This window comes from Nocardia violaceofusca NBRC 14427, assembly GCF_963869435.1.
GTDB lineage: Bacteria > Actinomycetota > Actinomycetes > Mycobacteriales > Mycobacteriaceae > Nocardia > Nocardia aobensis.
In genome coordinates, this window is record NZ_CAWMPM010000012.1 from 205687 (window position 1) to 225752 (window position 20066).

The 20066-nt window shown below is 66.4% G+C and carries 23 protein-coding genes; 12 read left to right on the plus strand and 11 right to left on the minus strand.

Annotated elements, in window-relative coordinates; all coding sequences use genetic code 11:
* Positions 1–20: 20 nt before the first annotated feature.
* Together AC5592_RS10830 and AC5592_RS10835 are read right to left on the minus strand one after the other, a co-directional pair.
* Positions 21–1160, minus strand: a complete 1140-nt coding sequence (locus AC5592_RS10830; protein ID WP_063064078.1) for a phage tail tip lysozyme — start codon at positions 1158–1160, stop codon at positions 21–23.
* Positions 1161–1368: 208 nt separating this feature from the next.
* A complete protein-coding gene (locus AC5592_RS10835) occupies positions 1369–2373 on the minus strand; it encodes a DUF4189 domain-containing protein (protein WP_036504018.1) in 1005 nt (334 codons plus the stop codon).
* Positions 2374–2595: 222 nt separating this feature from the next.
* Here AC5592_RS10835 and AC5592_RS10840 point away from each other — a divergent pair, with 222 nt between their 5' ends.
* Positions 2596–3948 carry a cytochrome P450 gene (locus AC5592_RS10840; protein WP_051024844.1) on the plus strand — a complete coding sequence of 451 codons (1353 nt, stop codon included), beginning with the start codon at positions 2596–2598 and terminating at the stop codon, positions 3946–3948.
* Positions 3949–4042: 94 nt separating this feature from the next.
* Here AC5592_RS10840 and AC5592_RS10845 read toward each other — a convergent pair whose 3' ends face one another.
* Positions 4043–4792, minus strand: coding sequence for an SDR family oxidoreductase (locus AC5592_RS10845; protein WP_036504016.1), 750 nt, complete (start codon positions 4790–4792; stop codon positions 4043–4045).
* Positions 4793–4838: 46 nt separating this feature from the next.
* Positions 4839–6311, minus strand: coding sequence for an aldehyde dehydrogenase (locus AC5592_RS10850; protein WP_063064080.1), 1473 nt, complete (start codon positions 6309–6311; stop codon positions 4839–4841).
* Between the two features lie 111 nt (positions 6312–6422).
* On the opposite strand from AC5592_RS10850, the gene AC5592_RS10855 reads away from it, so the two are divergent.
* The 6 genes from AC5592_RS10855 to AC5592_RS10880 all read left to right on the plus strand — a co-directional run bounded on the left by AC5592_RS10855 (position 6423) and on the right by AC5592_RS10880 (position 12280).
* The gene (locus tag AC5592_RS10855; RefSeq protein ID WP_036504013.1) at positions 6423–7301 is read left to right on the plus strand and encodes an SDR family NAD(P)-dependent oxidoreductase; all 879 of its coding nucleotides are present in this window, start codon (positions 6423–6425) and stop codon (positions 7299–7301) included.
* Positions 7302–7479: 178 nt separating this feature from the next.
* Positions 7480–8685, plus strand: coding sequence for a cytochrome P450 (locus AC5592_RS10860; RefSeq protein ID WP_063064195.1), 1206 nt, complete (start codon positions 7480–7482; stop codon positions 8683–8685).
* 1 nt (position 8686) lies between these two features.
* The gene (locus AC5592_RS10865) at positions 8687–9490 is read left to right on the plus strand and encodes an SDR family oxidoreductase (RefSeq protein WP_063064081.1); all 804 of its coding nucleotides are present in this window, start codon (positions 8687–8689) and stop codon (positions 9488–9490) included.
* On the plus strand, positions 9490–9687 hold the full coding sequence (locus AC5592_RS10870; protein WP_036504008.1) for a ferredoxin: 198 nt from the start codon (positions 9490–9492) through the stop codon (positions 9685–9687). Before AC5592_RS10865 ends, AC5592_RS10870 begins: the two co-directional genes overlap by 1 nt.
* Positions 9687–10772, plus strand: coding sequence for an NAD(P)H-dependent amine dehydrogenase family protein (locus AC5592_RS10875; RefSeq protein WP_036504005.1), 1086 nt, complete (start codon positions 9687–9689; stop codon positions 10770–10772). The genes AC5592_RS10870 and AC5592_RS10875 overlap by 1 nt, the downstream gene beginning before the upstream one ends.
* A 281-nt stretch (positions 10773–11053) precedes the next feature.
* Entirely contained in the window at positions 11054–12280 is a 1227-nt protein-coding gene (locus AC5592_RS10880) for a cytochrome P450 (protein ID WP_063064082.1), read from the plus strand.
* Between the two features lie 115 nt (positions 12281–12395).
* On the opposite strand, the gene ppnP is transcribed toward AC5592_RS10880, so the two are convergent.
* Positions 12396–12707: a pyrimidine/purine nucleoside phosphorylase gene (ppnP, locus tag AC5592_RS10885; protein ID WP_036504002.1), complete on the minus strand. Its 312-nt coding sequence runs from the start codon at positions 12705–12707 to the stop codon at positions 12396–12398.
* Positions 12708–13263: 556 nt separating this feature from the next.
* Between ppnP and AC5592_RS10890 the strand changes: the two genes are divergently transcribed.
* The gene (locus tag AC5592_RS10890; protein WP_176569397.1) at positions 13264–14043 is read left to right on the plus strand and encodes a glycoside hydrolase family 19 protein; all 780 of its coding nucleotides are present in this window, start codon (positions 13264–13266) and stop codon (positions 14041–14043) included.
* A gap of 23 nt (positions 14044–14066) precedes the next feature.
* Here the strand turns inward: AC5592_RS10890 and AC5592_RS10895 are convergent, their stop codons facing one another.
* From AC5592_RS10895 to AC5592_RS10915, 5 genes are all read right to left on the minus strand, one after another.
* Entirely contained in the window at positions 14067–14687 is a 621-nt protein-coding gene (locus AC5592_RS10895) for an MBL fold metallo-hydrolase (RefSeq protein WP_232329299.1), read from the minus strand.
* Positions 14684–15766, minus strand: coding sequence for an S-(hydroxymethyl)mycothiol dehydrogenase (locus tag AC5592_RS10900; protein WP_036504001.1), 1083 nt, complete (start codon positions 15764–15766; stop codon positions 14684–14686). The genes AC5592_RS10895 and AC5592_RS10900 overlap by 4 nt, the downstream gene beginning before the upstream one ends.
* A gap of 153 nt (positions 15767–15919) precedes the next feature.
* Positions 15920–16204, minus strand: a complete 285-nt coding sequence (locus AC5592_RS10905; protein WP_036503999.1) for a hypothetical protein — start codon at positions 16202–16204, stop codon at positions 15920–15922.
* Positions 16185–16364 (minus strand): hypothetical protein, encoded by a 180-nt coding sequence (locus AC5592_RS10910; protein ID WP_157121733.1) that lies wholly within the window; start codon positions 16362–16364, stop codon positions 16185–16187. The genes AC5592_RS10905 and AC5592_RS10910 overlap by 20 nt, the downstream gene beginning before the upstream one ends.
* Before the next feature lie 5 nt (positions 16365–16369).
* Positions 16370–16504 (minus strand): hypothetical protein, encoded by a 135-nt coding sequence (locus tag AC5592_RS10915; protein WP_262985056.1) that lies wholly within the window; start codon positions 16502–16504, stop codon positions 16370–16372.
* Between the two features lie 228 nt (positions 16505–16732).
* Between AC5592_RS10915 and AC5592_RS10920 the strand changes: the two genes are divergently transcribed.
* The 4 genes from AC5592_RS10920 (at position 16733) to AC5592_RS10935 (ending at position 18407) form a co-directional block, all read left to right on the plus strand.
* Positions 16733–17611 carry a helix-turn-helix domain-containing protein gene (locus AC5592_RS10920; protein ID WP_036503997.1) on the plus strand — a complete coding sequence of 293 codons (879 nt, stop codon included), beginning with the start codon at positions 16733–16735 and terminating at the stop codon, positions 17609–17611.
* On the plus strand, positions 17608–17811 hold the full coding sequence (locus tag AC5592_RS10925; protein ID WP_036503996.1) for a DUF397 domain-containing protein: 204 nt from the start codon (positions 17608–17610) through the stop codon (positions 17809–17811). The genes AC5592_RS10920 and AC5592_RS10925 overlap by 4 nt, the downstream gene beginning before the upstream one ends.
* 9 nt (positions 17812–17820) lie before the next feature.
* Positions 17821–18024: a DUF397 domain-containing protein gene (locus AC5592_RS10930; RefSeq protein WP_036503995.1), complete on the plus strand. Its 204-nt coding sequence runs from the start codon at positions 17821–17823 to the stop codon at positions 18022–18024.
* A gap of 179 nt (positions 18025–18203) precedes the next feature.
* On the plus strand, positions 18204–18407 hold the full coding sequence (locus tag AC5592_RS10935; protein WP_036503993.1) for a DUF397 domain-containing protein: 204 nt from the start codon (positions 18204–18206) through the stop codon (positions 18405–18407).
* A gap of 252 nt (positions 18408–18659) precedes the next feature.
* Here the strand turns inward: AC5592_RS10935 and AC5592_RS10940 are convergent, their stop codons facing one another.
* Positions 18660–19856 (minus strand): alpha/beta fold hydrolase, encoded by a 1197-nt coding sequence (locus AC5592_RS10940; RefSeq protein WP_063064084.1) that lies wholly within the window; start codon positions 19854–19856, stop codon positions 18660–18662.
* Between the last annotated feature and the right edge of the window lie 210 nt (positions 19857–20066).

Consider the following 20066-nt stretch of genomic DNA (forward strand, 5'->3'; position numbering starts at 1 on the left):
CCACACGCCGGCCGCCGGTCTCAGACGGCCAGCGCCGACTTGTTGTACTCCGCGAGCAGCCCCGCCGCGTAATCGCGCCGGTCGTTGGTCGAGAGGCCCTTGCTCTTCTCGTAGTACCTGTCGAAGGACTCGGCCACTGTCCGGGCGTCGTCGGGGTTGGCGGTGACGGCATTGTTCGCCTGCTGATAATTGCCACCGCGCAGTTCCTGAACCATGTAATCGAGATGGGTATGCCAGTCGCCGATGTTCTCACCGGGCCGTTTCGCGAAGGCCTGGAGGCCGGACAGTCGGTCGAAACGCCACTGGAACAGGCCCTTTGCTGATCCGTTGTCGCCGGTGGCGGACACGTCGAATCCCGACTCGAACTTCGCGTTGGCGACGATGCCGGCCGCCTGCGCCGGCGTGAAGTGGTAGGTGTCGATGAGGTACTTCATCATCGCCATCGCGGTGGGCTTCTCCGTGGTCGGAATGATCGCGGTGCCCATGGAACCTGACTGGCCGCTCCAGGGGGTGCTCCCGTTGTACGCCGATGGTGTGGCTCCCGCGGAGGGACCTGAACTGGGCGCCACGGCCGGTACCGGATTCCCCGTGGATGAGGGCGGGGCGTCACCCTTGATCTTCAGCGCCGCGGCCGCGGCCTTGTCCGAGACGCCGTGCACTTTGTCGTAGGTCGTACCGACGCACTCCCACACGCCTTTGAACAAGCCGTCGATGATCTCCCTGGGTAGTTCCTGGTGGGAGGTGCCGTCCTCGTCCTTCACCGTCCGCACGGATTTGAAGGAGGCGTCGATCTTCGTGTTGAGCTCTCCCACCGCGGTATCGACGGCCCCGTAGGCCTCGGTCACGGCATCGCCGATGCCCGCCGTGTGCACCACGATGCCTGCGTCCTTGCGGTGGATGCTGGACGTCGCCTCGAGCATCTGGCTCTTGCGATCGCTGTACTTGTCGATCATCGCCGACTCGTCCTCGGGGTCGGCGATTCCCTTACCGCGCAGGAGCACCCGCAGGTCGGGAGCCTTCGACGGCGTGCCCGAACCGAGCAGCCGGACCTGTTCCTGGATGACCCCTTCCGCGGCGTCGAAGAGCCCTTTCAAGCCCGCCGGCGCACAGTCCGGGAGCTCGTGCAGATCACCCAGTCGGCTGGTGCCATCGGAGCTCATCGGGGCCTCGCTCTCAACCAGGCAAAGTCGACACGCGTCGGTTACCGGACTTCCCGGAGCGGGACGGGGATCGTCGATCCTCGGCCACACATGTTTCGTGTGCGCCGCCGACACCGACCCGGTGGTGCCCGCCGACATCACTGCCGGAAGCATAAGCGTGGCGTCGGAAGGCTCTACTCCCGTTGCTGGGAAGAGAAGTGCGCCGCCCCTACTCCGTCGCGCACTTGGACCATTTGTTGAACGGTCCCGATACCCCGTAGTTGTCCTGGGCGCTGCTGACGGCCTTGGATTCGGCCTCTTCCGCGGTGGTTCCCCAGGTGGAGGCCCAGCCGTTGTTCTGGCCGACGACCACCGCGACGCACGCGTTGCGCGCCCACGCCGCCGGCTGTGCGCAACCGGGGCAACGGGTTTGGACCTGGTTGGTGGCATCGTCGGAGCTGACCGTGCTGCGCGCCCAGGTCACCTTGCCGGTGTCGACGTCGTAGCCCGCGGCGATCCAGACATCGGCCGGGGTGGCCGGGGGTGGCGGGGGAGCGTTGCGGGTGGTCTCGCGGGTCGTGGGTGCGGTCGAGGTCGAATACGTCGGCGAGGGGCGGGTGGTCGTCGACTGCTGGGCGGCAGCGTCGGTATCGCTGTTCTTGTTGTGGTTGTGCACCACGATCACCGCGACGACCGCGCCCAGCACGAGGACCGCCGCGACCACTGCCGCGACGATCGCCAGCACCTTTCCGCCACCCGAATTCTGCTGCGGCGCACCAGGATACGGGTAGGGCTGGGCTCCGTACTGCGGGTCCGGATACGGCTGCGCATACGGTTGCGCGCCCGGATATCCGCCTTCGGGATAGCCGCCCGGCGGATATGCCTGCCCGTACATCGGGGGCTGATTCGGATCGCCCGGATACGGCACTCCGGCGGGATATCCCTGTCCCGCATGGACGGTGGGCTCCTCGGACCCGGGCGGCGGGCCCGGTTGCCCGCCGGGATACGCCTGGGTCGGCGGCGCCTGCTGCCCGGGGTAGGCCTGGGTCGGCGGGGCGGGCTGTCCCGGATAGGCCTGGGTGGGCGGAGCCGGTTGCTGTGGCACGGGGCCGCCGTGCTGCGCGCCGGGATCCGGCACGCCACCGGGGTAGGCCCGGGTCGGCGGCGCCGGGGGCGGGCCCGGCTCACCGGACGGCGGCTGCTGCGGGGAATCCGGGCGATCGTCGGTGGCCATCGCCTACCGCGCCCGGCTCGTCGAAATGCGCTGTGTCGTGGTCGGTATCGACATCGACCGTGCCCCCGTCCCTGCTGTGAATCGTATCGGCGAGCCACTGTAGCGCATACCCATGACGTCGAGATTGCCCGAAATAGCATTCTCGAATTTAGAGAGCAATGTTGCCGTCGCCATTATTCTGAGAAGTCGGAGCCTGAGACCGGGGACGCCCGAGAGGACAGCATCGTGACCGTGCACGCCGACGACCACAGACAGCCGCGCTACGACTTCGATCGCCATGCGCCGCAGTACCGCGACAACTTCGACGCGATCACCACCGACATGCACCGGCAGTGCCCGCTGGCCTGGTCGCCGACCTACGGCGGGCACTGGGTGGCGGCCGGCAGCCGGGAGGTGTTCAGCCTCGCGCGGTCGGAAAACGTGTCGAGCGACCACGATCCGAACGGGGAGCGCCGTGGCTATCGCGGCATCACCATTCCGTTCCCCGAGACCGGGAACGCCATCCGCAACGGCATCCTCGAAATGGATCCGCCCGAACAGCGGCTGTGGCGCCAGGCGCTCAATCCGTATCTGTCGCCGGCCGCGGTGCAGCGCTGGGTGCCGTTCGTCGACGAGGTGGTCCGGGCGAGCCTCGACGATCGGATCGAGAGCGGACGGATCGATTTCGTCGACGATCTGGCCAATATCGTGCCCGCCGTCCTCACCCTGGCGATGCTGGGCATACCGCTGCGTAAATGGCAGCTGTACTGCGAACCCGCGCACGCCTCGGTCTACACCCCGCCCAATTCCCCCGATATCGAACGGGTTCGGCGACAGCACGAGGCGATGGGGCTGGATCTGCTGATCAACCTCACACAAGTGCGGGAGAATCCGCGTCCGGGAATCATCGAGGCGCTGACGCGGCTCGAGATCGACGGGACCGCGCCGCCGGATATCGAACTGCTGGGCATGCTGGGCCTGCTGATCGGTGGCGGCTTCGACACCACCACCGCGCTGACCGCCCATGCGCTGGAATGGCTCTCGGAGCATCCGGATCAGCGGGCGACCCTGAGCACCGAACGCGAGTTGCTGTTGAACTCGGCGACCGAGGAGTTTCTCCGCTACTTCACTCCCGCACCAGGCGACGGCCGTACCATCGCCGCGGATTGCGAATACGCGGGCATCCGGCTCGTGGAGGGGGAGCGGCTGTGGCTGTCGTGGGCGATGGCCAATCGCGATCCGGAATCGTTCCCGGATCCCGACACTCTCGATCTGGATCGGAAAGGTAACCGGCATTTCAGCTTCGGCCTGGGTGTGCACCGCTGTATCGGATCCAATGTGGCGCGCACGGTATTCAAGCGCATGCTGGTCGCGGTGCTCGATCGGCTGCCGGATTTCCGGTGTGATCCCGGCGGCGCGGTGCATTACGACACGATCGGCGTGATCCAGGGCATGCGCCACCTACCGGCGACGTTCACACCCGGCCGTCGGCTGGGACCGGGGCTCGACGAAACCTTGGAGACCTTGCAACGGCTCTGCGATGAGAATCGCCTGGCCGAACCGGTCACCGTCCGGCGCGACGGCGCCGGCCTCTGAGCGCGGAAGGCGCTGCGGCCGAGCCCGTTTCATCACCCGAACCGCTGCTGCACACACGCCCGCCCCGTAGCGGGACGGGCGTCGCTCGCGCTCGCTACCGGATGATCTGCCCGCCATCGACGTTGAGGATGTGCCCGGTGACCCACGCCGCGTCGTCGGACAGCAGATACAGGCACGCACCCACCAGATCCTGCGGGGTGCCGATCCGCTTGAGCGGCAGGCGATTCACCATGTCGTTCACGATCGAGCCGGGGGTGACGGTCTGCGTCGCCTCGGTGTTGATCGGTCCCGGCGCGATGGCGTTGATCCGGATGTTGGATCCGCCGAGTTCGACCGCCAGCTGCTGGGTGAGGCTGTTGACTCCGGCCTTGGCGAGACCGTAGAAGTTCGAATACACCCATGCGGCGGTGGAGGACTGGTTCACGATGGACCCGCCGCCGCCCTTCGACATGTGCTGCCACACCGCGCGGGTCATGTTCAGCGCGCCGTCGAGGTTCACGCTCATGAACTTCTTGTAGTAGTCCCACGGCACCGTCAGCAGCAGGTCCAGCTTCATCCCGCCGTAGATGGCGGCGTTGTTGACCAGGTGGTTGATCGCGCCGAATTCGTTCTGCGTGTAGTCGGCCAGGGCGGTGACCGATTCCGGATCGGAGACGTCGACGGGATGGAAGACCGCGGTGCCGCCGCCGCTGCCGATCTCCTCGGCGACCTGTTTTCCCTTGTCCGCGTTGAGATCCGCGACGACGACGGTGGCGCCCTCGCCGGCCAGTGCCTTCGCGTATTCGGCGCCGATGCCCTGCGCCGCGCCGGTGACGATCGCGACGCGATCGGTGAAACGAGCCATGAGTTGTCTTCTCCTGTCGATGATTCGCGACGAGGTCGCGTGCTGTCTATTTCTGCGCGGTGGCGATCAGCTTGGTCTCGAGGTACTCCTCGAATCCGGCGACACCGAGTTCGCGGCCGATGCCGGACTGCTTGTAGCCGCCGAACGGGGCGTCGGCGCTGTACCAGATGCCGCCGTTGACGCCGAGCGTTCCGGTCCGAACACCGTTGACCACGTGGTCGATTCGCGCCCGGTCGGTGCCCCACACCTCGCCCGAGAGCCCGTAGGGCGATTCGTTGGCCAGCCGGATGGCGTCGTCGTCGCCGTCGTGCGGGATCACCACGAGCACGGGGCCGAAGATCTCCTCCTGGGCCACGGTCGAGGTGTTGGACACGCCGCTGATCAGGGTGGGTTCGATGAAGTACCCGCGCTCGCGATCGGGACTGCCCCCGCCGGTGACGATCGTGCCGCCCTCGGCGCGAGCGATATCGATGTAGCGCCGCACGCGGTCGCGCTGCCGCGCCGAGATGACGGGTCCGCAGACGGTACCCGGCTCGTTCGGATCACCCGGGACGATGCCGCGCATCGACTTCGCCGCCGCCGCGACCGCGGTGTCGTACTGCTCGCGCGGGACGAGCAGGCGGGTGGTGAGCGCGCAGCCCTGGCCGGCGTGGACGCAGACGGTGAAGCCCGCGTAGCTCGCCGCGGCGGCCACATCGGTGTCGTCCAGGACGATGAAGGCCGACTTGCCGCCGAGTTCGAGGAACACCTTCTTCAGGCTCTGCGCCGCGCCGGCCATGATGGTCCGGCCCGTCTGCGTCGACCCGGTGAACGAGATCATGTCCACCCGGGGATCGGTGACCAGCTGGGCGCCCAGCTGGTGGTCGTCGGAGGTGACGATATTGATCACGCCGGCCGGAATGTCGGTCTGTTCGGCGATCACCGTGCCGACCAGCGCGGCGACCCACGGGGTGTCGGGAGCCGGTTTGAGCACCACCGTGCACCCGGCCGCCAGGGCCGGACCGAGCTTGGCGAAGTTGATCTGATGCGGGAAGTTCCACGGCGTGATGGCGCCGACCACGCCGATCGCCTCCCGGCGCAGCGTGCGCGCCGTGGGAATTCCCATCGGCTTCGCGACGCCGAGATCGCTGACCCACTCGTAACTTTCGGCCAGATCGGCGAAATAGCCCAGATCGCCGATCGGGCCCTCCAGTTGCGGGCCGCTGGTCAGCATGCGCGGGGCGCCCACCTCGGCGATGGTGATCTCGCGCAGTTCCTCGATGTTGTCGCGCAGCGCGTCGCGCAGTTGCCGCAGGCAGCGGGCCCGGAACGCGTGATCGCGCGACCATTCGGTGGTGTCGAAGGCCGCGCGGGCGGCGGCGATGGCCGCGTCCATATCGGCGGCGTCGGCATTGGCGGCCTGGCCGAGAACTTCCTCGGTCGCCGGATTGACCGTCGCGAATACCCCCGCGCCGCCGGCGACCAGTTTGCCGTCGATCAGAAGCCGGGATCCCTCGCCAGGGGGGAGCAGTTTCGTCATTCGCCTCTCCGATAGGGCTGTCTGGACACCTGTACGGAATATAGTTTGGACGGAGCTGTGAATACAAGAACGTGTTGCAGAGTGATCGAATCGTGAGAGGCGGTACCGGCGATGACCGGAGATGCGGCGGTGGCCGGCAAGGCGGCGATCGTGGTGGGCGGCGGTAGCGGTATCGGCCGGGCCGTCGCCGTCGAACTGGCGCGTCAGGGCGCGGGCGTGGTGGTCAATTCCCGGGCCGAGGCGGCGGTGGAGGCGGTGGTGGACGAGATTCGCGCGGCGGGCGGTCGCGCCGTCGCGGTCGCGGGCTCGGCCGCGGACGAAACGATCGCGGACGCGCTGGTGAGCCGGTGCGTCGAAAGTTTCGGTGCCGTCGATGTTCTCGTCAACTGTGCCGGAATCGCCGAACCGGCGCACTCCTCGATTCTCGACATCTCGACCGCGGACTGGCGCGCCCAGCTGGATTCGCACCTCACCACGGTGTTCAACACCTGTCGCGCGGTGGCGCCGCTGATGGTGGCTCGCGGCGCGGGTTCGATCGTCAACACCGGCTCGTTCGCCTATCTGGGTGACTATGGCGGCACCGGCTATCCGGCCGGAAAAGGCGCGGTCGCGAGCCTGACGCTGGCCATGGCCGCGGAGCTGAAAGAGCACGGTATCCGGGTGAACGCGATCTGTCCGGGGGCCAGGACGCGGCTGTCCACCGGACCGGAATACGAGGCGAAGATCGCCGAGTTGCGCGAGCGCGGCCTGCTCGACGAGTTCACCGCGCAGTCGTCACTGGACGCGCCGCCGCCGCATTACGCCGCTGCTCTGTATGTCTATCTCGCCTCCGGCCTCGCTACCGCGACGGGTCAGATCTTCGTTGCCGCAGGCGGTTTCGTCGGTCGCTTCGCCCGGCCGAAACTCGAGTCGATCGGTTATCGCGACCATGCCGATACTCCGCCGTGGTCGGTGGCCGAACTGCAGCCGCTCCTCGGCGACGGGGCGTGAGGAGGATGGCGGCGCTCGCCTGCCCGAGGCGGTGCGCCCACCCTGCCGAGGGCGCTCGCCCATTGTCCGGATTACGGTACGGTGGTAGCGTCCAGACACATGTCCAGTCCTGTGTCTCGGTTGGCGGTGTGCGGATGAGGCTCGATGTGAACGCGTTATATTTCGAGAGGTGGGTGTGATGACTGTGGCATCTGCGCGACCGGTCGTATTCGATCCCTACGATTACGGATTCCACGAGGATCCGTATCCGGTCTATCGGCGACTGCGCACGGAGGCGCCGCTGTACTACAACCCGGACCTGGACTTCTGGGCGCTCTCGCGCCACGCCGACGTGACCGCCGCGTTCCGCGACGCCGCCCGCCTGTCCAGCGCCAACGGCGTCTCCCTGGATCCGGCCGCGTGGGGCCCGCACGCGCACAAGACCATGTCGTTCCTCGCCATGGACGATCCGCGTCACCTGCGCATGCGCCAGCTGGTCAACAAGGGCTTCACCCCGCGCCGGATCGCCGGCATGGGGGACCGGATCCGGGAACTGACGCTGCAACACCTCGAACCGGCGCTCGAGCAGGGCAGTTTCGACTGGATCGAGGACTTCGCGGGCAAACTGCCCATGGACGTCATCTCCGACATGATGGGCGTGCCGGAACCCGATCGCGCGGAGATCCGCCGGATGGCCGATCTGGTGGTGCACCGCGAGGAGGGCGTGCTCGACGTGCCGGAGGCGGCCATCGAGGCCTCGCTGAATCTGGTCGTCTACTACTCCGACATGGTCGCCCAGCGTCGCCGCAGCCGCACCGAGGATCTGACCTCGGCGCTGCTCGACGCTGAGATCGACGGCGACAAACTCACCGACGACGAGATCATCGGCTTCATGTTCCTGATGGTCGTGGCCGGTAACGAGACCACCACCAAACTGCTCGGCAACGCGCTGTACTGGGCCGGCCGCAATCCCGAACAGTTCGCCAAGGTGGTAGCCGACGGCGATCTGGTGCCGGACTGGGTCGAAGAGACGCTGCGCTACGACAATTCGAGCCAGATGGTGGCGCGCTCCTCGGTCGTCGACGTGCCGTTCGAACACGGGGTGATCCCCGCCGGTTCGAAGGTGGTGCTACTCATCGGCTCCGCCAACCGCGACGACGCGGTCTTCACCGACGGGGATCGCTACGACATCGAACGCACCGACAAGAGCGCGCTGGCCAGTTTCGGCGGCGGTGTGCACTTCTGCCTGGGTGCGCACCTTGCCCGCTTGGAGACCGTGGTCGCGTTGCGCGAGTTCGCCTCCCGCGTCCGGGAGTACTCGATCGACGAGTCCGCCATGGAGCGGGTGCATTCGACCAATGTCCGGGGGTTCGCGAAACTCCCTGTCACCGTGGAGGTTTCGTAATATGCCGCGTTTCGATCCGCATCCGGATGTGCGACCGGTCCTCATCGCGGGGGCGTCGTCGGGAATCGGCGCCGCGACCGCGATCACGCTGGCCGAGGCCGGATTCCCGGTGGCGCTCGGTGCGCGCCGAGTGGAAACATGCCGTGAGCTCGCCGACAAGATCACCGCCAACGGCGGCACGGCCTTCGCGGGCTCGCTCGATGTCACCGCCGACGCGTCGGTCGACGCCTTCGTCACCGCCGCGGAGGAGGCGCTCGGCCCCATCGAGGTCGCGGTATCCGGCGCCGGTGACATCGAATTCGGGTTGGCCTACGAGATGGACCCGCAGACCTTCCTGAAACAGGTCGACGTCCATCTGGTGGGTGCGCAGCGGCTGGCCCACCGCATCCTGCCCGGCATGATCTCCCGGCGCCGCGGCGATTTCGTCTTCATCGGCTCCGACTGTGCCGACCAGGTCCGCCCCCGCAACGGCGCCTACAACGCCGCCAAGACCGGACTCGAGGCGATGGCCCGGCAGCTGCGAATGGAGTTGGAGGGCACCGGCGTTCGCGCCTCGATCGTCCGGCCGGGCGCGACCCAGACCGGCATGGGAATGAACGCCGCACCCGATCAGGTCGGACCGCTGCTCGACGACTGGGTGAAGTGGGGCTTCGCCCGCCACCCCTTCTTCCTGCGGGCCTCCGACCTCGCCGCCGCGATCGCCGCGGTGGTCAACACACCGCGCGGCGCGCATCTGGTGCTGGTCGAGGTCCAGCCGGAAGCCCCGCTGCGGGAACCGGACTCACCGAAGCAGGGGCAGGGCTGATGCGTATCGAGGTGGATCTGGACCTGTGTCAGGGCCACGCGATGTGTCAGGCCGAGGCGCCGGACTACTTCGACGTGCCCAAACACGGCAAGGTCGAAATCGTGCGCGCGGAGGTGGACGAGGTCGATCGCGCCGACGTCGAGAACGCGGTGCGCTACTGCCCGACTCAGGCCCTGTCGATCGTGCGGGATCAGTGATGGGCGCGATCAAGGTGATTCAGTGGGCGACCGGCGGCGTCGGGCGGGCGGCGATCGAGGGCATTCTCGATCATCCGGAGCTCGAACTCGCCGGCGCCTGGGTGCACAGCCCCGACAAGCACGGCGTCGACCTCGGCACACTCGTGGGTCGCGACCCGATCGGCGTCACGGCCACCACCGATGCCGAGGCGCTGCTGGCCCTCGACGCCGACTGTGTCGTCTACAGCCCGGTCTTCGCCGACACCTCGGTGCTGCGCGCGATCCTGCGTTCGGGCAAGAACGTGGTGACTCCGCTGGGCTGGTTCTATCCCCGGCAGCGCGACCGCGAGAAATTCGACGCGGTCTGCGCCGAGGGCGCAGTCACATTGCACGGCACCGGAATTCATCCCGGCGGACTCACCGAACGCCTGCCGCTGGTGGTCTCGGCGCTGTCGGGTTCGGTGACCGGGGTCCGTGCCGAGGAGTTCTCCGATATCCGCACCTACGGCGCCCCGGATGTGGTGCGGCACTGGATGATGTTCGGCGCCGATCCGGAGAAGGCCAGGGAAAGTACCGTCGCGGCGATGCTGGCCGGCGGCTACAGCCAGTCGGTGTGGATGCTCGCCGACGAACTGGGCTTCGACCTGGATCCCGATATCCGCACCACTCACGACATCGCGGTCGCCACCGCGCCGATCGACTCACCGATCGGCATCATCGAGCCGGGACAGGTTGCGGCCCAGCACTTCCGGTGGGAGGGCACGGTCGACGGCGAACCGGTGATCACGGCGGCGGTCAACTGGTTCATGGGTGAGCGGGACTTCGACCCGGCGTGGAGCTTCGGGCCGAACGGGCAGCGGTTCGAGGTCGAGGTGCGCGGTGACCCCGGGTGTGTCCTGACCCTGTCCGGGCTGCACGCCCACGACCCGGCCGAAGGGGCCCGGCGCAATCCTTCGATCGTCGCCACGGCGCTGAACTGTGTAAATGCGATCCCCGATGTCGTCTCGGCCGCTCCGGGTGTGCGGACCTATCTCGATCTGCCACTGCCGGCGGGGCGGGCCGCGCCGCATTTGCATCGCGACCGGAGAACCGAGGTGAGCGGATGAACGAACACCGCCGTTGAATTCCCGGGTGCCACTTGGGTTTTCACCGACCGAACAGTGCGACACAGACGAATAGCGTTGGGCGATGCGCGGCCGGACGATCGGGAAATCCCGTCGATCGGGCTGTATTTCGCATGCTCGAAATAGTTTTGTCATAACTTCTGTTTTTCCGGAATGCGCGCGTCCGCAGCCCTTTTCCGCTGCAGTGCAACGTGTTCTAATCAAGGAAGAACACGTTTCGAAAAAATCCATGATTCGCAGTGCAGCGGACACGAGGAGGAACTGTGGCTGCTCCGTCGATACCGGCCGGATTCGATTTCACCGACCCGGAACTGTGGGCCGCGAGAAGTCCGGTCGCCGAATTCGCGGAATTGCGGCGTACCGCGCCGGTCTGGTGGAACGCCCAGAGCGAGGAGCAGGCCTACCCGTTCGAGGACGGCGGCTACTGGGTGGTGAGCCGCCACGAGGACATCAAGGAGATCTCCCGCCGCTCGGACGTCTTCTCCTCGGAGAGGAAAGGATCCATCATCCGGTTGCCCGGATTCGCGACGCCGGAGCAGTTGTCGGTCACCAGTGCGCTGCTGGTGAACATGGATCCGCCCAAGCACACCAAGATCCGCCGCATCATCTCGAAGGGCTTCACCCCGCGCGCGGTCGAGAGCCTGCGCGCGGCATTGACCGAGCGGGCCGAGCGAATCGTGCGCGCGGCCAAGGAATCCGGCGGCGGCGATTTCGTCGAACAGGTGGCATGTGAGTTGCCGCTGCAGGCCATCGCCGAACTACTGGGTGTCCCCCAGGACGATCGGCACAAGCTGTTCGACTGGTCGAATCAGATGCTCAATTACGACGACCCGGAGTACGGCAATTCCGCGGTCGCCTCGGCCGAAATTCTGGGCTACGCGTGGAATATGGCCGAGGCGCGCCGGACGGAACCGGCGGGCGATATCGTCAGCCAACTGGTCAGCGCCGATATCGACGGCGAGGCATTGGGTTCGGACGAATTCGGATTCTTCGTGATTCTGCTGGCGGTCGCCGGAAACGAGACCACCCGCAATGCGATCACGCACGGGATGAAGGCTTTCGTCGATCATCCGGAACAGTGGGAGCTGTACCGGCAGCAGCGCCCGCGCACCGCGGTCGACGAAATCGTGCGCTGGGCGACTCCGGTCACCGCGTTCCAGCGCACCGCGACCGAGGATGTGGAACTCGGCGGGCAGCTCATCAAGGCCGGCGAGCGGGTCGGATTGTTCTACAGCTCGGCCAATTTCGACGAGGCGGCCTTCGACAAGCCCTTCGACTTCGACGTGCTGCGCGACCCCAACCCGCATCTGGCCTTCGGTGGCACCGGCGCCCACTTCTGCGTCGGCGCCAACCTGGCCCGCCTGGAAATCGACCTGATGTTCAACGCCATCGCCGACGTCATGCCCGATCTGCACCAGATCGCCGACCCGCAGCGCCTGCGCTCGGGCTGGATCAACGGCATCAAACACTGGCAGGTCGAATACTCCTAGACCCGGGGAAAGGGTAGGGGACAACCGAGGGCTGCACGATCATTCGTGCGGCCCTCGGTCGTGTCATTGGCTCGCTCGACCCAACCGGCGATCCGAGCCAGGTCCGACCGGTGGTTCAGCCGTAGTGGCACACGTAGTGCAGCGTCTGCCCGACCTCGATGTCGAACGAGCTGTCGCCGGGTACGGAGAACGATTCGCCGCCGCGGTAGGTCGTCGGCTCGGTCTCGCCGGGCAGGGTCACGGCGCACTCACCCTCCACCAGCTCCATGATCTCCGGGGCGCCGGTGTTGAAGGTCAGGGTCGCGGGCTGGATCACGCCGACCGACTTCTTGGTGCCGTCGGGCAGCGTGAGGCTGTAGCTCACGCACTTGCCGTCGAAGTACACATTGGCCTTGGTGGCCAGGCTGACGTTCTCGAACTGCGACATGGTCTCTTTCCCGGAGATGAGGTGGAGCAGTAAGCCTACTGTCGCCACCTCCGCGCTCCGTTCGGGAGGTTCGGGACGCGGGTCTCGTGATCTGAACGTGATCCGCGATACAGAATCCCCAACTGTGTGCCAACACACAGTTTAGCGAGGATCTCCCGGTCGTCCGCGGGAAAGTGCGGTGCTCCTCCCCTGCATTCGAATGTGTGTTCGTTGCACCCATGATGCATGAGCGTTATCGTCTTGAGATATAACCGGCTCGCCCGAGTCGGTTATGTAATGCGAATCGCGCATTCGTGTCTCCCAATTGAAACCGTCGTCAGACACGGCCGCGCCTTCGGAGTGAAATCCGTCGGCGGACCGAACGCGGCAGGACGTACGCCTGACATATGTCGAGGCGCGGCACATCGCGGCGCCTGCGGTAGTTCGGCCGATCCATATCAAGTCATCCCCACAGCGCCTCGTGCAGAGGCGAATGCGTCGCGATCCCTTCGGGTCGCGCGCTGCCCGCCGCATGCCCGAGCCCGGCCGAACGGTCAAGAACAAGGAATCAGATCGCATGTCTTCGAAATCCGTGCGCCGCACGTCGGTGACCTCACTCGTTCGTACCGCCGGTGCTGTGGCAGCGGCCGCCGCCGCGGTCGCGGCCATCACCACCGCCGCGGGCGTCAGCGAGTCGGCCAAACCAGACGCGGTCGCGCTGCACGCGTTGTCGACCCCCGTCGTCCCGGCGGCACCGGCCGGAGCAGCTCCAGCGCCCGCTGCGGCGCCCGCTCCGGCACCCGCTCCGGCGCCCCAGCCCATCGCCGCACCGGCGGCGTTGCCCGGTGCCGATCAGGCGCATGTCAGCGCCTGGCTCCCGCAGATCAACAATGCGATGGCGGCGGCGGGTATCGACGACACACCGCAGCGTGCTGCCGCTTTCCTCGCTCAGATCGGTCAGGAAACGGATGGTTTCGCCACCTTGACCGAATACAGCGACGGCAGCGACTACGACGGGCGCGCGGATCTCGGCAACACCCAGCCCGGTGACGGGCCCCGATACAAGGGGCGCGGTGCCCTCCAGCTCACCGGCCGGCACAATTACGAACTCGCCAGCCAGGCGCTGGGCGTCGACTTCGTCAACCACCCGGAGTTGGTCGCCGATCCGCAGTACGCGTTCGCCACGGCCGCGTGGTACTGGACCACCCACAACCTCAATGCCGTGGCGGACAACGCCCACCCCCGGGACCCGGCGAGCATCGATCCGGTTTCGCGGATCATCAACGGTGGTTCGAACGGCCGGGACGTCCGTCGCGATCACTTCATCCAGGTCTGCCAGGTACTGAAGTGCCCGTAGGCCCCCGGGTGGCGCCTTCATCATCAGTGTCCGCGTTTGATCCACTCCGGCAGGTGGGGCGCCTCGGCGCCGATGGTCGTGGAGTCGCCGTGGCCCGTCAGGACCGTGGTGTCCGCGGGCAGGTGCAGCAGTCGGGTGCGGATGGATTCGATGATCGTCGGGAAGCTCGAGAACGAGCGGCCGGTGGCGCCGGGACCGCCCTGGAAGAGGGTGTCGCCGGTGAAGACCGTCTTCTCCGAGGCGAGGTACAGGCTCACCGCGCCGGGGGAGTGGCCCGGTGTGTGCAGGACCTCGATCTCGCTGTCCGCCACCGGGATTCGCTCCCGATCGTGCAGCGGTTCATAGCGGGTGTCGGGGTAGAGCGCACTCCACAGCACCTCGTCGGCCGGATGCAGCCGGATCGGGGCCTTCAGCGCCGCGGCCAGTTCAGTGGCCACGTTGATGTGGTCGTTGTGGGCGTGGGTGCAGATGATGGCGCGCACCGTGCGATCGCCGACGGCCGTGATGATCGGCTCGGCCCGGTGGGCGGCGTCGATGACAACGGCCTCACGGTCGTCGCCGACGACCCAGACGTTGTTGTCGACATCCCAACTGCCGCCGTCCAATTCGAACTTTCCGGAGGTGACGACGCGGTCGATCCTCACAGCGTCACCACCGATCGCAGGACGTCGCCGTGGTGCATGGTGGTGAAGGCTTGTTCGACCTGGTCGAGGGCCACGCGCTCGCTGACGAATCGCTCCAGCGGCAACCGCCCCTGACGGTAGAGGTCGAGCAGCATCGGGAAGTCGCGTTCCGGCAGGCAGTCGCCGTACCAGGAGGATTTCAGCGAGCCGCCGTGTGAGAAGAAGTCGATGAGCGGCATCTCCAGCTTCATGTCCGGCGTCGGCACGCCGACCAGCACCACCGTGCCGGCCAGATCGCGCGCGTAGAAGGCCTGCTTCCAGGTTTCCGGCCGCCCGACCGCGTCGATCACCACGTCGGCGCCGAAACCGCCGGTCAATTCCTGCACCCGCTCGACCACGTCGTCCCCGGCCTCGAGGGTGTGCGTGGCACCGAGTTCCTTGGCCCACTCCAGCTTTCGCGGATCGCGGTCGATCGCGATGATGGTGGTGGCGCCCGCCAGCCGCGCCCCCGCGATGGCCGCGTCACCGACGCCGCCGCAGCCGATGACCGCGACCGAATCGCCGTAGCTCACGCCGCCGGTGTTGATCGCCGCCCCCAGCCCGGCCATCACCCCGCAGCCGAGCAGCCCGGCCACCGCGGGATCGGTCTCCGGGTCGATGACGGTGCACTGCCCCTCGTGCACCAGGGTCTTGTCGGCGAAGGCGCCGATGCCGAGGGCCGGGGTCAGTTCGGTGCCGTCGGCCAGCGTCATGGGCTTGCTCGCGTTGTGGGTGTCGAAGCAGTACCACGGCTTGCCGCGCTTGCAGGCGCGGCACTGGCCGCACACCGCGCGCCAGTTCAGCACCACGTGATCGCCGGGCTGGACGTGGGTGACGGCGTCACCGACGGTTTCCACCACGCCGGCCGCCTCGTGGCCGAGCAGGAAGGGGAATTCGTCGTTGATGCCGCCCTCGCGGTAGGTCAGATCGGTATGGCACACCCCGCAGGCCCGCACCCGCACCACCACGTCGTGCGGACCCGGATCGGGGATGACGATATCGACGATCTCGACCGGGGCGCCCACACTGCGGGCGATGACGCCGCGAACCTTCTGGGACATGGAATCTCCTTTACGCGTCGGGGGTGCCGGTTCACCTTACGGGTCAGTGTATGCCCGCACCGACCGCCTCGGACAGGTGTCCAGACGATAGTTCGGTTTCCGGGTCCCACGCTGGTGTGGTGCTGCCCGGGGCTGCGGCGGGGCACCCGGCGGTCATGAGGCGAACCGGCGGCGGAACTCCTCGCTCACCGCGCACCACAGTGCGTGGTAGTGCGGAAGAAGGGAATGTGCTTGCGCCAAACTCGGCGTGTCGATGAACACCACGCCGTGGCACGAGTACCGCACCACCCGGAAATTCGCGAAACATACGGTGCCGAGGCTTGTTTCGTAATCGGTGAAGTGCGTGATCTCCACCCGTTCGCGGTCGCAGACACGCCACCATGCGGAGGATGCCCCCAGTTTCGTCCGGAAGTGGCCGCTATTCGCGGTATCGGTCACGGTATTTCGCCTCTCCGGCGCGGTTTTCGCGCGCGATCCGGTCGATGATCGCGCGCACGGAATCGCGCGATTCGGGTTTGGAGATCTGCTCGGGCCAGAACACCGCGAGCACGATCACAGCGAGCGGAATACTGATGAGCAGAACGAATTCCCAGAACATCGACCTCACTCCCGACCCGAGTCCGGCACCAGGTGTTTCGCCTCGATCAGCCGCTGCTTCGCCTGCTGTTTCACCGGGCACACGCACAAAGCGCAGTCGATGTGCAATTGCATGATGATATGCGCGTAGGAGACGGTCATGATCGGCATTCGATCGTGGTTGAGCAGTCCCATGGTGGATACTTCCCCTGCGATGTGAAAGTGGTTGTCGGCGTTGAGGTTGCATCGACTCGGCCACGAGTTGTAGTCGAATGGTGGGGATTTCGGGTATCCGTTGCCGTACCGATTGTTTGAACTCGTCTACCAGCAACCTGTCCAGTGGGGACCTGTCCAGAAAACCGGGACACAATCGATAGGGGAGCTAACAACATGGGGTCAGGGAGCACACTCGCGCAACGAGCATTGGGGCGCGAACTGCGTCGGCTGCGAAACCTGAAGGGAATGGGACAATCCCAGGCCGCGCGTATCGCGGAAACGTCACATCAGACCATCGGCCGCATCGAAGAGGGGCAGACGACGAGAATCACGAGCCTCCAGGTGAACGCACTGTGCGACAGCTACGGGGCGAGCGACGAGGAGCGGCGCATCTGCCTGGATCTGGTGAAGGAGATACGGGCCTCGCGGGAGGGGAAGGTGACGGCCAGTTGGTGGAGGGCGTATGCGGACCAGATATCGACCGGGTTCAACCACTACTTGGCGCTGGAGGATGCGGCGGACCGGCTGACGATCTGGAAGACGACCATCGTGCCGGGATTGCTGCAGACGCCGGATTATCGCCGGGCTTTGGCGTGGGCTGAACATCCCGATCTTCCGGGGGAGCAACTGGAACGCCGGATCGAGTGGCAGACGCATCGGCAGGAGCGATTGGGCGATGCGAACGTGCGTATCACGGCCCTTCTGCACGAGGCCGTGCTGGCTGACCAGGTGGGAGGTGAGGCGGTGATCCGCGAACAGTTGAAGTTCTTCGTATCGCTGTCCGAGCGGCCGAATATCAGCATCCGTGTCGTCCCATTCACCGCATCGAGCGCTCTCGGTTCGTACGTCGGTTCGTTCACCTTGTTGGAGTTTCCAGACCTGATATCCGGGCTGGCTCAGCCTCCGATCGTGTACGTGGAGGGTTGGGCGGGTGACCTCTACCTGGAACGGGAGGCTGAGCTGCAGCGATATTTGCCAGCGCTTAGGGAGATTCGTCGTGTAGCGTTGACCGAAGGTGATTCCATAGCACTGATCAAGGAGCGCATGCCGTGAGCAACGACCTGTCCGGGGCTAAGTGGTTCAAGTCAAGCTTCTCGGGATCGACCAAGGACTGTGTCGAGGTGGCGTTCCTCGATGCTGGTGTCGGCGTTCGTGATTCGAAGAACCCGACCGGTCCCGCCCTGATCTTCACCCCCTCGGAGTGGTCCACGTTCACCGCGAGCGTAGAGCAGGGTGACTTCGACCAGGCATAGGAGCGTGCCATGAGCAACGATCTGTCCACGGCGAAGTGGTTCAAATCAAGCCGCTCGGGGGCGAGCAAGGAGTGCGTCGAGGTGGCGTTTCTCAATGACGGTGTGGGCGTTCGTGATTCGAAGAACCCGACCGGTCCCGCCCTGATCTTCACTCCTTCCGAATGGTCCGCGTTCACCGCAGGCGTTCGGCACGGCGACTTCGACCACGCCTGAGGTATCGCGTAACAGCCCCGAGAACCCCCGAAGGTCGATCCTTCGGGGGTTCTGCCGTCCGAAGCCTCTCTTGGCAGGAGGTATGACGCCGAGGGGTGCCCCGGCCGTCGATCTCAAGGGAACACTAATTGTTCAGCCTCCCAGCCTGTTTCGGCATCATCGACCAAGGAGCGTCTGTCATGAGCAACGACTTGTCCGGGGCGAAGTGGTTCAAGTCGAGCTTCTCGGGCGCGAGCAAGGACTGCGTCGAGGTTGCGTTCCTCAACGAGGGTGTGGGCGTTCGCGATTCGAAGAACCCCACCGGCCCGGCTCTGATCTTCACTCCCGCCGAATGGTCCTCCTTCACCACCAGCGTCCAGCGCGGCCGGTTCGATCGGGCGTAGCCACCTCCGCTCACTACGGTTCGGGAACCCCCGAAGTCCTTCTCTCCCTTGGGCTTCGGGAGTGCTTGCGTATTCGTCCGGCGGTGAGGGCGCACCGGGTGAGTGACGTTCGGTGGGGGGCCCGGACGTTGGTTTGCCTGAACTTTTCGTGCAAACCTCGCCCACATTGACGGAAACCCGCATATTTCCCCGAGGTTTGCACGAAAAGTTCACCCCCAACTGACACAACGCAATTCGAGTCGGGTCCGGTTCTCAGCGGAGGTGCCGGTCGGCGAGGGCCCGAGCGGCGGCATCGGGCACGTAGGTCGCACACGCGGTGATGAGAGCCCGGATCCCGTCAACGGTTTCGGCGGTCAGCGCGGCATGGCGCACCACGTCGAGTTCGTTGGCGACGGTGAGAAGTGCGAAGTCCGCGAGATCGGTGCCGGCTACGGCGACCACCTCGCCGGTGAAGCGGTCGGTGATCGGAAGTGGGGTGGCGCCGAGGTGGGGATAGGTCTCGGCTCGGTCGCACGCGCCGTAGCGGTAGACCAGCGCTTCCGCGTCGTGACCGATCGCCGCGCGCAGGCGTGATCGCCGGTCGAGTGGCAGCAGCGAGTGCGGGAAACCGTCCGTGCCGTAGGTGGCGTGGGTGAGTGCGGCCAGCCGAAGCCGGGTACCTCCGCCCAGGTCGGCGACCAGCTGCCGCACCCGCTCGAGATGATCGAGGAGATCCCCACCGGGATGCTCCACCCGGGCCGCGCCGAGTTCGCGCAGCAGCGCCAGCGCCGGCCACGGTGTCGTGAGATCCGCGATCGTCCGCGCCAACGCCTCCGGCTGATCGCGGGCGACCAGATGCCCGGCGCCCGGAATCCGGGTCACCATGGCATGCGGAGCCAGCTGGAGCAACCCGTCCGCCTCGACGTCGGTGAGCGATGAGACCCGATCGGCACGGATCAGAAGGATGGGGATATCCAGTTGTGCGGTGATCTGCCGCAGTCCCGGGACGTGGACCAGGACATCGTCGATGAAGTCCGGGTAGACATCCGACAGGCCACCGGCATCGAGAAAGCGCCGCACCCGGCCCGCATCGAGATTGGGCACCACATCCACCAGAACCAGCCCGGTGACCTTCGCCCGGGTACGCGGATCACCCAGTGCCGCAACGGCGGCGAGCCCACCCAGTGAGGCACCGACGAGCACGCATCCGGGTTCCGCATCGACTATCGCGGCAATATCGCCCGCGCACTCGTCCAGCCTCCTGAGTGACCCGCCGCTGTCGCCGTGGCCGCGCTGATCGAAAGCGACACACCGTAATCCGTCCTCGACAAGTCGCTCCACGACGGGATCCCACACCTGCCGCCGCTCACCCCCGGCATGCAGCAAGACCACCGTCGGCCCATCGCCGACCTCGTCCCCGTACAGGTCTACATCGGGACGCGCAATATGCCGCGCTCGCACCACATCCATGGTCTACCCCCGTGCGATAGTCAGGCCGTTCACGATAGTGCCACGCTGTGAGCCCCGCCGATCCCGCGTCCGGCTGAACTTTTCGTGCAAACCTCGCCGCCGATGACGGAAATCGCCACATTTCGCCGCGGTTTGCACGATCAGTTCACCTCCGCACCTGTCCACAGGCGCCGACACGTTTACCCGCCACATCGGGGGTAGGACCTGGAC

Coding starts and splice junctions, on each gene's coding strand:
- AC5592_RS10900 (WP_036504001.1), bottom strand. CDS start 15,766: ATGTCCCAGAAGGTTCGCGGCGTCATCGCCCGCAGTGTGGGCGCCCCG.
- ppnP (WP_036504002.1), bottom strand. CDS start 12,707: ATGTCGCAGTTCGAGAACGTCAGCCTGGCCACCAAGGCCAATGTGTAC.
- AC5592_RS10855 (WP_036504013.1), top strand. CDS start 6,423: ATGACCGGAGATGCGGCGGTGGCCGGCAAGGCGGCGATCGTGGTGGGC.
- AC5592_RS10830 (WP_063064078.1), bottom strand. CDS start 1,160: ATGAGCTCCGATGGCACCAGCCGACTGGGTGATCTGCACGAGCTCCCG.
- AC5592_RS10870 (WP_036504008.1), top strand. CDS start 9,490: ATGCGTATCGAGGTGGATCTGGACCTGTGTCAGGGCCACGCGATGTGT.
- AC5592_RS10935 (WP_036503993.1), top strand. CDS start 18,204: ATGAGCAACGACTTGTCCGGGGCGAAGTGGTTCAAGTCGAGCTTCTCG.
- AC5592_RS10915 (WP_262985056.1), bottom strand. CDS start 16,504: ATGACCGTCTCCTACGCGCATATCATCATGCAATTGCACATCGACTGC.
- AC5592_RS10875 (WP_036504005.1), top strand. CDS start 9,687: ATGGGCGCGATCAAGGTGATTCAGTGGGCGACCGGCGGCGTCGGGCGG.
- AC5592_RS10890 (WP_176569397.1), top strand. CDS start 13,264: ATGTCTTCGAAATCCGTGCGCCGCACGTCGGTGACCTCACTCGTTCGT.
- AC5592_RS10910 (WP_157121733.1), bottom strand. CDS start 16,364: ATGTTCTGGGAATTCGTTCTGCTCATCAGTATTCCGCTCGCTGTGATC.
- AC5592_RS10850 (WP_063064080.1), bottom strand. CDS start 6,311: ATGACGAAACTGCTCCCCCCTGGCGAGGGATCCCGGCTTCTGATCGAC.
- AC5592_RS10940 (WP_063064084.1), bottom strand. CDS start 19,856: ATGGATGTGGTGCGAGCGCGGCATATTGCGCGTCCCGATGTAGACCTG.
- AC5592_RS10860 (WP_063064195.1), top strand. CDS start 7,480: ATGACTGTGGCATCTGCGCGACCGGTCGTATTCGATCCCTACGATTAC.
- AC5592_RS10845 (WP_036504016.1), bottom strand. CDS start 4,792: ATGGCTCGTTTCACCGATCGCGTCGCGATCGTCACCGGCGCGGCGCAG.
- AC5592_RS10920 (WP_036503997.1), top strand. CDS start 16,733: ATGGGGTCAGGGAGCACACTCGCGCAACGAGCATTGGGGCGCGAACTG.
- AC5592_RS10835 (WP_036504018.1), bottom strand. CDS start 2,373: ATGGCCACCGACGATCGCCCGGATTCCCCGCAGCAGCCGCCGTCCGGT.
- AC5592_RS10865 (WP_063064081.1), top strand. CDS start 8,687: ATGCCGCGTTTCGATCCGCATCCGGATGTGCGACCGGTCCTCATCGCG.
- AC5592_RS10930 (WP_036503995.1), top strand. CDS start 17,821: ATGAGCAACGATCTGTCCACGGCGAAGTGGTTCAAATCAAGCCGCTCG.